The sequence below is a fragment of the Mycolicibacter sinensis genome, assembly GCF_001667945.1.
GTDB classification, from domain to species: domain Bacteria; phylum Actinomycetota; class Actinomycetes; order Mycobacteriales; family Mycobacteriaceae; genus Mycobacterium; species Mycobacterium sinense_B.
Genome location: NZ_LZJK01000040.1, coordinates 21,567 through 34,193, shown reverse-complemented (window position 1 = coordinate 34,193; position 12,627 = coordinate 21,567). Strand labels below are relative to the sequence as shown.

The following is a 12,627-nucleotide window of genomic DNA, read 5'->3' as shown; positions in this document are numbered from 1 at the left end:
ACCGCCCCGACACCGCGTTCTCAAAGCAGTCGTTCTAGAAGCAGTGCTCCTCGGCGGGGAAGGTTCCGGCCGCGACCTCTTCGGCGTATTGCGTTGCCGCGCGGTGCAATTCAGCGCCCACCTCGCCGAAGCGCTTGACGAATCGGGCGGTTTTACCGGTGGTCATCCCCGCCATGTCCTGCCACACCAGCACCTGGGCGTCGCAGTTGGGGCCGGCGCCGATCCCGACGGTGGGAATGGTCAGCTTGCCGGTGATCTGGGTGGCCAGCTCGGCCGGCACCATCTCCATCACCACCGCGAACGCTCCGGCTTCGGCCACCGCGATCGCATCATGAATGGTCTGCTCGGCGGCGTCACCACGGCCCTGCACCCGGTAACCGCCCAGCGTGTTCACGCTCTGCGGGGTGAAGCCGATGTGGGCCATCACCGGGATCCCGGCCGCGGTCAGCGTCGCGATCTGGTCGGCCACCCGCTCACCGCCTTCGAGCTTGACCGCGTGCGCGCCGCCTTCCTTCATGAACCGGGTGGCGGTGGCCAGCGCCGCCGCCGGGCCGCCCTCGTACGAGCCGAACGGCAGGTCGGCGACCACCAGCGCATGCGGGGCGCCGCGCACCACCGCGCGCACCAGCGGGAGCAGCTCATCGATCGTGATCGCCACCGTGGTGTCGTAGCCGTAGACCACATTGGCCGCCGAGTCGCCGACCAGCAGCACCGGGATGCCGGCGTCGTCGAAGATCCGGGCGGAGGAGTAGTCGTAGACCGTGAGCATCCCCCATTTGCGGCCCTCGGCCTTCATCTGCTGCAGATGATGAACGCGGGTCTTCGGAGCAATGCGGGCAGGTTCGGGCGAAGAGCCATAAATGTGCTCAGACATCGTTGTCCCTTGAAGTGGTCGGGTCGATCCTCGAAGCCCTAGCCGGGTCCCCGGGTCGTCTGACAGCAGCCAGTGTGCCACCTGCGCCCGCACAGCTGAACCAGCAGGTGGAGTGGATTTCCTCACAGTTGCATCGCACCGGCCTACGATCAGCGGCATGCAGTGGCTCAGCGGGCTCGACGCCAGTTTCCTGTACTTGGAGACTCCGCAACAGCCGTTGCACGTCTGCTCGATTCTGGAGCTTGACACGGCCACCATGCCGGGCGGCTACCGCTTCGAGCGGCTCCGCGACGAACTTGCGCAGCGCATCACCGCGATGCCGCAGTTCCGGGAGAAGCTCGCCGACAACCCCCTCAATCTCGACCACCCGGTCTGGGTGGAGGACCGCGATTTTCACATCAACCGCCACGTGCACCGCATCGGGTTGCCGCCGCCGGGCGGGCGGGTGGAGCTGTCCGAAATCGCCGGGCACCTCGTGTCGCTGCCGCTGGACCGCACCCGGCCGCTGTGGGAGTCGTGGGTCATCGAGGGCCTGGACGGCAGAGCCGACGGCCGCATTGCGGTGCTGATGAAGATGCACCACGCCGGCGTCGACGGGGTCACCGGCGCGAACATGCTGTCGCAGATGTGCAGCACCGAGATCGACTCCCCGCGTCCAGAGCCGGTCGAGGGTCCCGGCGATGCCAGTGGGCTGGCGATCGTGGCGGGCGGGCTGGTCCGATTCGTGAGCCGGCCACTCAATCTGGTCAATGTGTTGCCGCGCACCGTGTCATCAGTGGCCAAGACGGTGCAGCGGGTGCGTACCGGCGAGACGATGGCGGCGCCGTTCGCCGCGCCGCAGACCGCGTTCAACGCCAGTGTCAGCGCCCACCGCAACATCGCCTACGCCCAACTGGATCTGGACGACATCAAGAAGGTCAAGGACCATTTCTGCGTCAAGGTCAACGACGTGGTGATGGCCCTGGTGTCAGGCGGGTTGCGGAGGTTTCTGGGCGACCGCGGCAAGCTGCCGGAGTCGTCGCTGGTGGCCATGGTGCCGGTGTCGGTGCACGGCAGGTCCGACCGCCCGGGCCGCAACCAGGTCTCCGGCATGTTCTCCCGCCTGGAAACGCAGATCGCCGACCCCGCAGAGCGGCTCAAGGCGATTTCCGAGGCCAACGCGGTGGCCAAGCAGCACAGTTCGGCGATCGGGGCGACCCTGCTGCAGGACTGGTCGCAGTTCGCCGCGCCAGCGGTGTTCGGTGTCGCCATGCGCCTTTACGCCAAGACCCGGCTCACCTCGGCCCGCCCGGTGCACAACCTGGTCATCTCCAACGTCCCGGGCCCGCAGGTGCCGCTGTACTTCCTGGGCTGCGAGATCACCGCGATGTACCCGCTGGGGCCGATCTTCCACGGGTCAGGGCTGAACGTGACCGTGATGTCGTTGAACGGCCACCTCAACGTCGGTTTGGTCAGCTGCCCCGAACTGCTGCCGAACCTGTGGGAACTTGCTGACGACTTCACCCTCGCGATGAACGAACTGCTCGACGCCACGCGCTGAGCGCCCCGGTGTCGGACTGCGCCCAGCGGTGCATGGCAGCATGTGGTGTCATGACCCCGCCGACCCGCCGCGACAGGATCGCGCGTACCGCCCTGACCTGCCTCGCGATCGCGGTGGTGGCCCTCACGGTCGGCAGCTGCACCCGGATGACGCCGGGCCATGCGGTGCTGGCCGCGCCACGGCTCGGCCAGCCGGTCTCCTGGGACAAGTGTCGATTCACCGCCGACACCAACATCAAGGTGCCCGACGACGCGCAGTGCGGCTTCATCGCGGTGCCGGTCGACTACTCCAAACTGCAGGGCGACATCGCGCGGTTGGCCATGATCCGCTTCCCGGCCACCAAGGACAAGATCGGTTCCCTGGTGATCAACCCGGGCGGGCCGGGGGAGTCCGGGATCGAAACCGCGGTGGGCCTGGTTTCCACGCTCCCGCGCAAGGTCCGCGAGCGCTTCGATCTGGTCGGGTTCGACCCGCGCGGGGTGGCGTCGAGCCGGCCGGCGGTCTGGTGCAACTCCGACAAGGAGAACGACCGGCTGCGGGCCCTCAACCAAGTCGACTACAGCCCGGCGGGTGTGGAGCGTATCGAGAACGAGACCAAGGACTACGTCGCGCGCTGCCTGGAAAAGACCGGCGAAGAGTTTTTGGCCAATGTCGGCACCGTCAACGTCGCGCGCGACCTCGACGCGATCCGGGCCGGGCTGGGCGACGAGAAGCTGACCTACCTGGGCTACTCCTACGGCACTCGAATCGGCGCGGCTTACGCCGAGGCCTACCCGCAGAACGTCCGCGCGATGATCCTCGACGGCGCCGTGGACCCGAACGCCGACCCGATCGAGGAGGACCTGCGCCAGGCGCAGGCCTTCCAGGGGGCGTTCGACGACTTCGCGGCGGACTGCGCCAAGGAACCGGAGTGCCCGTTGGGAACCGACCCGGCCAAGGCCGTCGACGTCTACCACAGTCTGGTGGACCCGCTGGTGGACAAGCGCGCCAAGACCAAGGATCCGCGCGGGCTCAGCTACAGCGACGCGATCGTCGGCACCATCATGGCGCTGTACTCGCCGACGTTCTGGACGCACCTCACCGATGGGCTGTCGGACCTGGCCGACGGACGCGGCGACATCATGCTCGGGCTGGCCGACCTGTACATGCGCCGCGATGCCAACGGCCACTACACCAACGCCACCGACGCCCGGGTGGCGGTGAACTGCGTCGACCAGCCCCCGGTCACCGACCGCGCCAAGGTGATCGAGGAAGACCGCCGCTCGCGCGAGCTGGCGCCGTTCATGAGCTACGGAAAGTTCACCGGCGACGCGCCGCTGGGCACCTGTGCGTTCTGGCCGGTGCCGCCGACCACCGAGCCGCACACCATCTCGGTACCGGACCTGCCGCCGACGATGGTGGTGTCCACCACCCGCGACCCGGCCACCCCCTATCAGGCCGGCGTGGACCTGGCCAAGCAGCTGCGCGGGGGCCTGCTGACGTTCAACGGAACCCAGCACACGGTGGTGTTCCAGGGCAACGAATGCGTCGACGGCTACGCCACGCGTTACCTGGTCGACGGCACGTTGCCGCCAACCGATGCGAAGTGCTGAGCGCTGCTACGCTTCGCGGTATGGACCGTCAGAAGGAGTTTGTGCTCCGCACGCTGGAGGAACGCGACATCCGTTTCGTCCGGCTCTGGTTCACCGACGTTCTCGGATACCTGAAGTCGGTCGCGATCGCACCGGCTGAGCTCGAGGGCGCCTTCGAGGAGGGCGTGGGCTTCGACGGTTCGGCGATCGAGGGCTTCGCCCGGGTCTTCGAATCGGACATGGTCGCCCACCCCGACCCGTCGACGTTCCAGCTGCTGCCGTGGACGTCGGATAACGGCCGGCAGTACTCGGCACGGATGTTCTGCGACATCACCATGCCGGATGGTTCCCCGGCCTGGGCGTCGTCGCGGCACGTGCTGCGCCGGCAACTGGCCAAGGCCGGAGAACTGGGCTTCGCCTGCTATGTGCATCCCGAGATCGAGTTCTTCCTGCTGCAGCCCGGCCCCTACGACGGTTCCACGCCGGTGCCGGCCGACGACGCCGGCTATTTCGACCAGGCGATCCACGGCTCGGCGGCCAACTTCCGCCGGCACGCGATCGACGCGCTGGAAACCATGGGCATCTCGGTGGAGTACAGCCACCACGAGAACGCTCCGGGCCAGCAGGAGATCGACCTGCGTTACGCCGACGCGCTGTCGATGGCCGACAACGTGATGACCTTCCGCTACCTGATCAAGGAGATCGCGCTCAAAGAGGGGGTGCGGGCGTCGTTCATGCCCAAGCCATTCCGGGAGTACGCCGGTTCGGCCATGCACACCCACATGAGCCTGTTCGAGGGGGAGGTCAACGCCTTCCACAGTCCCGACGACCCCTTGCAGCTGTCCAACACCGCCAAGTCGTTCATCGCCGGAATCCTGGAGCACGCCAACGAGATCAGTGCCGTCACCAACCAGTGGGTCAACTCCTACAAGCGGCTGATCCACGGCGGGGAGGCACCCACGGCGGCGTCCTGGGGCGCGTCCAACCGCTCGGCGCTGGTGCGGGTACCGATGTACAGCCCGCACAAGACGTCGTCGCGGCGTGTCGAGGTGCGCAGCCCGGACTCGGCGTGCAACCCCTATCTGACCTTCGCCGTGCTGCTGGCCGCCGGCCTGCGCGGCGTGGAGAAGGGCTACGAACTCGGCCCGGAGGCCGAGGACAACGTGTGGGCGTTGACGCCCGAGGAACGCCGGGCGATGGGCTACCGCGAACTGCCCGGCACCTTGGAGCGCGCGCTTTCCGAGATGGAGAACTCCGAGCTGGTCGCAGAAGCGTTGGGGGAGCAGGTTTTCGACTTCTTCCTGCGTAACAAGCGCCAGGAGTGGGCGAACTACCGCAGCCACGTCACCCCCTACGAGCTGCAGAACTACCTGGCGCTCTAGCCCGGACGCCTGGTGGCCTACCCCGGAGCGCAGCGCCGCAAGCTGCCCAGCGTCGGGCGGTTGGGCTTGGTCGACCGGTACGCCGCGGCGGACCTGACCCAGCTGGGCTGGTACAGCTCCTACACCCAGCCGCATGTCGATGTGCTGTGGGCGCTGTCGCGAGCACCCGACGCCGACGCCGCGCTGCGCACCCTGGTAAGGCTGTCGGAGGCGCCGGGAATCGACTGGGCGGAACTGAGCGCGGCGCTGATGGCCGATCGCGGCCTGCGCGGGCGGCTGTTCGGGGTACTGGGATCCTCGTTGGCCCTGGGCGATCACCTCATCACCCATCCGCAGTCCTGGAAGCTGCTGGCCAGTACGGACGACGACTATGGGCTGGCCCTGCCCTCGGCAGATGCGCTGCGCGCCATGTTCTTGGACTGCGTCGCCGAGACGGCAGACGGCGGCTACGTCGAGCGGCTGCGGGCGCTGTACCGCGACCGGATCCTGGTGCTGGCGGCGCTGGATCTGGCCCCGACCGTCGAGATCCTGCCGGAACTGCCGTTCGTGACCGTCGGCGCGCATCTGGCCGATCTGGCCGACGCCGCGCTGGCAGCGGCGCTGCGGGTGGCCGAGAGGCTGGTCTGCGGCACCGATCCTGCGCCGCGCCTGGCCGTGATCGCGATGGGCAAATGCGGTGCGCGGGAACTCAATTACGTCAGCGATGTCGACGTCATCTTCGTCGCCGAGGAGGCCGACGCGGTGAGCAGCCGGATCGCCGGCGAGCTGATGCGGGTGGCCGGCGAGGCGTTCTTCGAGGTGGACGCCAATCTGCGGCCGGAGGGCCGCCACGGCGCGCTGGTGCGGACGTTGGAATCGCACGTCGCCTACTACCAGCGGTGGGCCAAGACCTGGGAGTTCCAGGCGCTGCTCAAGGCGCGCCCCGCCGCCGGTGACGCCGAACTGGGCCGAGCCTACGTCGACGCACTGCTGCCGATGGTCTGGACCGCCTGCGAGCGGGAGGATTTCGTCGCCGACGTGCAGGCGATGCGCCGGCGGGTGGCGCAGTTGGTGCCCGCCGAGATCCGGGCCCGCGAGATCAAGCTCGGCGCCGGGGGACTGCGCGACGTGGAGTTCGCCGTGCAGCTTTTGCAGTTGGTACACGGCCGCAGCGATGAGTCCTTGCACGTGGCCTCCACCGTCGATGCCCTGGCCGCGCTCGGCGCCGGCGGCTACATCGGCCGCGAGGATTCAGCGACTCTGACCGCGTCGTATGAGTTCCTCCGGCTGCTCGAACACCGGCTGCAGCTGCAGCGCCTCAAGCGCACCCACATGCTGCCACCTCCCGACGACGACGAGGCGTTGCGCTGGCTGGCCCGCGCCGCCCACGTCCGCCCGGACGGACGCCACGATGCGTTGGGGGTGCTGCGCGAGGAGCTCAAGGCCCAGAACCTGCGGGTGTCGCGGCTACACGCCAAGCTGTTCTATCAGCCGCTGCTGGAGGCGGTCGGCCCTGCCGGACTGGAGCTGGCCGGCGGCCTGACGCCCGGCGCCGCCGAACGCCAGCTGGCCGCACTCGGCTACGAGGCGCCGCAGAACGCCCTGACGCATCTGGCGGCGCTGACCAACCAGAGCGGCCGCCGCGGCCGGGTGCAGACCGTGCTGCTGCCCAAGCTGTTGTACTGGCTGTCGGACACGCCCAACCCCGACGCCGGCCTGCTGGCCTACCGCCGGCTCAGCGAGGCGATGGCCGCCCACCGCTGGTACCTGAGCACGTTGCGCGACAGCAGCGCCGTCGCCAAGCGGCTGATGCGGGTGCTGGGCACCTCGGCCTACATCCCGGAGCTGTTGATGCGGGCGCCCGACGTCATCCAGGCCTATGGCGACGGTCCGTCCGGGCCGAAACTGCTCGACTCCGAGCCGGACGCGGTGGCGCGGGCGCTGATCGCGTCGGCGGCCCGCTACGCCGACCCGGTGCGCGCCATCGCAGCCGCCCGCAGCCTGCGCCGTTTCGAACTGGCCCGGATCGCCTCAGCGGACCTGCTCGGCATGCTCGAAATCCGGGACGTCTGCACGGCACTGACCGCGGTGTGGGTGGCGGTGCTGCAGGCCAGTCTGGACGCGATCATCCGGGTCAACCTGCCCGATGATGACGGCCAGGCGGCCCCGGCGCGCATCGCCGTCATCGGGATGGGCCGGCTCGGCGGGCGCGAACTCGGTTACGGCTCGGACGCCGACGTCATGTTCGTCTGCGAGCCCACCGAGGGCGTCAGCGACGCCGACGCGGTGCGCTGGGCGACGTCGATCGCCGAACAGGTCCGCGCGCTGCTGGGCACCGCCAGCGCCGACCCCCCGCTGCAGGTCGACATCAACCTGCGACCGGAGGGCCGCACCGGCCCGCCGGTGCGCACCCTGGCCTCCTATGCGGCCTACTACGCCCAGTGGGCCCAGCCCTGGGAGATTCAGGCGCTGCTGCGGGCGCACTGGGTCGCCGGTGATGCGGACCTGGGCCGACGGTTTCTGCTGATGGTCGATGAGACCCGGTATCCGGCCGGCGGGGTGTCCGCCGACGCGGTGCGGGAGATCCGCCGGGTCAAGGCACGCGTCGACGCCGAACGGCTGCCGCGCGGCGCAGACCCCAACACCCACACCAAGCTGGGCCGGGGCGGGCTGGCCGACGTCGAGTGGACGGTGCAGCTGCTGCAGCTGCGCCACGCGCACCGGTTTCCGGCGCTGCACAACACCTCGACCCTGGAGACCCTGGACGCCATCGCCGCCGCCGGACTGCTCGAGGAAGACGACGTGGACCGCCTCCGCCAGGCCTGGCTGACCGCGACCCGCGCCCGCAACGCGCTGGTCCTGGTGCGCGGCAAACCCACCGACCAGCTGCCCGGGGCCGGGCGCGCGCTCAACGCGGTCGCGGTGGCCGCCGGTTGGCCCGGCGGTGACGGCGGCGAGTTCCTGGACAACTACCTGCGGGTGACGCGGCGCGCAAAGGCTGTGGTGCGCAAGGTATTCGGAGATTAGAGGAGAACATCTGTGGTGGATTTCGGAGCGGGCTCGGACGTGCCCACGATCAGCGCCGACGAGAGCGCGCTGCTCTCGCAACGGTATGGGCCGCTGGCGCAGGCGGTACGTGAGCTGATCGACGCCACCATCCGCACCGAAGCCGACGACACCACGATCCGAGAGGTGACCACTGCGGTCCGCCAGATGACCGGGCGGCTGCGTGCCGGGATCCTCAGTGATTCACCGGGCATGCGTTACGTCGTCAACGGGCGGCCGCTGGCGTGGGGCAACGCGGTGATCGGGTTGCGCAATCCGATCGCCCCGCCGCTGGTGATCCACCACGGCGAGAACGGCCACTGCTGGAGCGACTTTCACCTCGGCGCGGCCTATGAGGGCCCGCCCTCGCTGGTCCACGGCGGCGTCAGTGCCCTGGTACTCGACCATCTGCTCGGTGAGGCGGCCAGCGACGGACTGACCAAGCCGCTGTTCACCGGCACCATCACGGTGAAGTACTTGCGCGGCACCCCGCTGGGCCCGCTGCGAGCAGAAGCCTCGGTATACCGCCGGGAACGCATCAAAACGTATGCGCGCGGCCATATTTCCGATGCAGCCGGAATCACGGTGGAAGCCGAAGGCGTGTTCATCATGCCGGCCTGGGCGCGTGACGGACTGGACTAAGTCGCACAGCTAACGCAGCGCTCACGTGGCGTCGTTCTTGGGTGGGTCGGGGTTGCTGTAGAGGAGTTCTTCGGGGTGGTGGGCGTGGTTGGTTTGTGGTGGGCTGGTGCCGTCGGTCCAGCCGAGGCGGCCGGTTTGGGTGATGGTGGTGTGTTGGCGGCCGTCGGTGGCGTCGGTGTGGTGGGGTCCGCAGGCGAAGAACAGTTCGTCGGCGTTGGTGCGTCCGCCGTGGGCCCAGGGCCGGGCGTGGTGGACTTCGCAGTGATAGCCCGGTTCTAGGCAGTTGGGGTGGGTGCAGCCGCGGTCGCGGGCGTAGCAGATGAGGCGTTGGTCGGTGGTGGCGACGCGTTTTTGCCGGCCGAGGTAGAGCGGGCGTTGGGTGTGGTCGTCGAAGACCGCGAGGTAGTGGATCGCCTGGCCGGCCATGTGGATCAGGTCGCGCATAGGCAGTCGGGAGCCGCCGCCGGTGTAAGCGGGCGAGGGCATGGGGATGCAGGGATCGGTGACTGCGTGGGCGGCTTGGTTGAGTTCGGCCAGGGTGGTGGTGACCACGACGGTGACCGGGTGGCCCCGGTGGGTGCCCAGTTTGTTGGCGGAGAGGGCGGTGGCCATGGCGAGTGTGAAGGCGTCGTGGCGGCGTTGGGCATCGGTGCGGTCATCGCGGCCGGTGGTGTTTGATCCCTCGGGTCGGTGGCGTCCGGGTCGGACTGCGGCGGTGATCGCCTCGAAGTAGGCGCGGGCCTGTGGATCCAATAGCCCGGACAGGGTGGACATGCCGTCGGGGCCTTGGCGGCCCAGCATCAGGCCGCGGCGCCGTGCCCGGTCTTCGTCGCTGAACAGCCCGTCGGGGTTGAGGTGGTCGGCGATGCGTTGGCCGAGTTTGCTGACGACGCCCGCATCCGCCTGGGTGGCGTGCTCGACCAGGGCGGCTTCGGCCTTGGCGATCTCATCGGGGGCTATCGAGGACGGCAGCACGTCGACGGCTTGGCAGATGGCCCGGATGTGGTCTTCCCCGACCAGCCCGGCTTCGATCGCCGCGGCCAGCTGCGGCAGCTCGGCGGGGATCTCGGCGCCGGTCAGCGACCGGCGTGGCCGGACGCGGGTGGCCAGCCGGCAGCGGCGGGTGATCTCGCGCGGGGTGATGTGCAACCGCTTCCACAGTGCCGCCCGCACCTGCGCGATCGAGCCCTGGCCATCGGGTGGGTCGGCCAGCTCACCGAAGATCCGGTACATCAGGCCGCGGTTGGTGCGGTCCTGGGTCTCCAACCGGTCGGCGATCTCGATCCGAAAGTCGTTACCGACCAGGTCCGAGGGTGTCTCGCGCAACAGCTGATGGGCGGTGTCGATGGCATCCAGCGCCGCACAGATCTGCTCCTGCGCCGCTGCCGCACTCAGTACTGATGCCATACACCGACGCTAAAAACCCGCCCCGACAACCACAGCGAACCGGAGCACACCCGAGGGCCGAGCTGTGGATGAACCCCCAACTGGGGAGAACGGGTCACCAGCCGAAGACGGCTACATTCCCGCCGGCACCGGGATGCGGTCCGACCCGGTGGATGACGTGCCGGACCATGTTGGCGAATGTCGGCTCATAGCTGTCGTGGGTGAGCTGCCAGGTGCCGTCGTGGTCGACCAGGACCAGCGGCCGGATCACCGGGAACGGCTCCCGCGGTCAGGTGAGGGCCGCGGTGACACCGGCCAGGTCGTTGATCGCCGGCCGGATGTCGGTGACGGTGAAGGTGAACGGCAGGGCGTGGTGCCGGACCAGTTTGGCGAGCCCCTGATCGTTCTGGCCCAGCTCATCCGGCGAAAGCCCGCCATCGACCAGTTTGGCCTTATCGGTGTCGGCGACGTTCGGGTCGGTGAGCTGGTTCAGGATGGCCGCCACCTGCTCGGCGGTGGGGACCGGCGCCCCCGGGGGCGGTTCCGGATCGGCGTGTGCTCCCGGAGCGCAGGCCAGCGCCACGATTAGTAGTGCGGTGCCGATGGCGCGCCGCCACCGGACTGTCGACGCATGCACGATTTGATCGTACTACGACATAATCCTGTGTTCGCCGGGTTGCGGCGTGGCGCGGGCGTGACGCTCGGGTTCACTCAGCAGTCGTAGTACAGCGCGAACTCATACGGGTGCGGGCGCAGGTTGATCGGGGTGATCTCGTGGTCGCGCTTGTAGCGGATCCAGTTCTCGATCAGATCCGGGGTGAAAACCCCGCCCTCGGTGAGGTATTCGTGGTCGGCTTCCAGATTGTCCATCACCTCGGCCAGCGTGGTCGGGGCCTGCGGGATGTCGGCGGCCTCGTCCGGCGGCAGTTCGTAGAGGTCTTTGTCGACCGGGGGAGCCGGCTCGATCTTGTTCTTGATGCCGTCGATGCAGGCCATCAGCATCGCCGCGAAGGCCAAATACGGGTTGCCCGAGGAGTCCGGGCAGCGGAACTCCAGCCGCTTGGCCTTGGGGTTGGTGCCGGTGATCGGGATGCGCACGCATGCCGAGCGGTTGCGCTGGCTGTAGACCAGGTTGATCGGCGCCTCGTAGTGCGGCACCAACCGTTTATAGGAGTTGATGGTGGGGTTGGTGAACGCCAGCAGCGACGGGGCGTGATGCAGGATGCCGCCGATGCAGTACCGGGCGACGTCCGACAATCCGGCGTAGCCGGCCTCGTCGTAGAACAGCGGATCACCGTTCTTCCACAGCGACAGGTGCACGTGCATGCCCGAGCCGTTGTCACCGAAGAGCGGTTTGGGCATGAAGGTGACGGTCTTGCCGTGCGCCCAGGCGGTGTTCTTGATGATGTATTTGAACAGCATCAGGTCATCGGCGGCGTGCAACAGCGTGTTGAACCGGTAGTTGATCTCGGCCTGCCCGCCGGAGCCGCACTCGTGGTGACCACGCTCCAGGGTCAAGCCGGCGTTGGCGAGGTTGGTGGTCATGGCGTCGCGCAGGTCGACGTAGTGGTCGTTGGGCGCCACCGGGAAGTAGCCGCCTTTCGGGCGGGTCTTGTAGCCGCGGTTGACGCCGCCGCCGATCTCGGTCGGTGAGCCGGTGTTCCACCAGCCCGAATCGGAGTCGACCTCATAGAAGGTGCTGTTCATCTGTGAGTCGAAGGCCACCGAGTCGAAGATGTAGAACTCGGCTTCGGCGCCGAAGTAGGCGGTGTCGGCGATCCCGGTGCTGGCCAGGTAGTTCTCCGCTTTGCGGGCGACGTTGCGTGGGTCGCGCGAGTAGGGCTCGCGGGTGAACGGGTCGTGCACGAAGAAGTTCAGGTTCAGCGTCTTGGCCGCCCGGAACGGGTCGATCTGCGCGGTGGAGAAGTCCGGCAGCAGCATCATGTCGGACTCGTGGATGGACTGGAAGCCGCGGATCGAGGAACCGTCGAAGGCCAACCCGTCCTCGAACACGCTCGAGTCGAGGGTGGACGCGGGAATCGTCAGATGCTGCATCATGCCCGGCAAGTCGCAGAACTGGATGTCGATGTACTCCACGTTCTCATCGGCGACGAGTTTGAGAATGTCGTCGGCCGTCTTGTCGGTCACAGAAGTGTTCTCCTCCGCTGGTAGCCCCGGTCGGGCGCTGGGGTTGCCGCTGCTGACGTT

Annotated in this window: 10 protein-coding genes; 5 read left to right on the top strand and 5 right to left on the bottom strand. The window is 68.3% G+C overall.

Going from position 1 to position 12,627, the window contains the following annotated elements:
* Positions 1-34: 34 nt before the first annotated feature.
* Positions 35-874 carry a 3-methyl-2-oxobutanoate hydroxymethyltransferase gene (panB, locus tag A5694_RS05030; RefSeq protein WP_064920755.1) on the bottom strand — a complete coding sequence of 280 codons (840 nt, stop codon included), beginning with the start codon at positions 872-874 and terminating at the stop codon, positions 35-37.
* Positions 875-1,031: 157 nt separating this feature from the next.
* Here panB and A5694_RS05025 point away from each other — a divergent pair, with 157 nt between their 5' ends.
* From A5694_RS05025 to A5694_RS05005, 5 genes are read left to right on the top strand one after another with little or no spacing between them, the layout of a single operon-like run.
* Positions 1,032-2,414, top strand: coding sequence for a WS/DGAT/MGAT family O-acyltransferase (locus tag A5694_RS05025; RefSeq protein WP_064920754.1), 1,383 nt, complete (start codon positions 1,032-1,034; stop codon positions 2,412-2,414).
* A 50-nt stretch (positions 2,415-2,464) separates the two neighbouring features.
* A complete protein-coding gene (locus A5694_RS05020; protein WP_064920753.1) occupies positions 2,465-4,006 on the top strand; it encodes an alpha/beta hydrolase in 1,542 nt (513 codons plus the stop codon).
* A 20-nt stretch (positions 4,007-4,026) separates the two neighbouring features.
* A complete protein-coding gene (glnA, locus tag A5694_RS05015) occupies positions 4,027-5,367 on the top strand; it encodes a type I glutamate--ammonia ligase (protein WP_064920752.1) in 1,341 nt (446 codons plus the stop codon).
* Between the two features lie 12 nt (positions 5,368-5,379).
* Positions 5,380-8,373, top strand: a complete 2,994-nt coding sequence (locus tag A5694_RS05010) for a bifunctional [glutamine synthetase] adenylyltransferase/[glutamine synthetase]-adenylyl-L-tyrosine phosphorylase (RefSeq protein ID WP_064920751.1) — start codon at positions 5,380-5,382, stop codon at positions 8,371-8,373.
* Between the two features lie 15 nt (positions 8,374-8,388).
* The gene (locus tag A5694_RS05005; RefSeq protein ID WP_082952515.1) at positions 8,389-9,033 is read left to right on the top strand and encodes a PaaI family thioesterase; all 645 of its coding nucleotides are present in this window, start codon (positions 8,389-8,391) and stop codon (positions 9,031-9,033) included.
* 21 nt (positions 9,034-9,054) lie between these two features.
* Here the strand turns inward: A5694_RS05005 and A5694_RS05000 are convergent, their stop codons facing one another.
* The 4 genes from A5694_RS05000 to glnA (A5694_RS04990) form a co-directional block, all read right to left on the bottom strand.
* A complete protein-coding gene (locus tag A5694_RS05000) occupies positions 9,055-10,440 on the bottom strand; it encodes an HNH endonuclease signature motif containing protein (protein WP_064920749.1) in 1,386 nt (461 codons plus the stop codon).
* A gap of 94 nt (positions 10,441-10,534) precedes the next feature.
* Positions 10,535-10,690 (bottom strand): hypothetical protein, encoded by a 156-nt coding sequence (locus A5694_RS23940; protein WP_165604345.1) that lies wholly within the window; start codon positions 10,688-10,690, stop codon positions 10,535-10,537.
* Positions 10,691-10,708: 18 nt separating this feature from the next.
* Positions 10,709-11,056: a hypothetical protein gene (locus A5694_RS04995; RefSeq protein WP_125225737.1), complete on the bottom strand. Its 348-nt coding sequence runs from the start codon at positions 11,054-11,056 to the stop codon at positions 10,709-10,711.
* Positions 11,057-11,130: 74 nt separating this feature from the next.
* Entirely contained in the window at positions 11,131-12,567 is a 1,437-nt protein-coding gene (gene glnA, locus A5694_RS04990) for a type I glutamate--ammonia ligase (RefSeq protein ID WP_064920747.1), read from the bottom strand.
* Between the last annotated feature and the right edge of the window lie 60 nt (positions 12,568-12,627).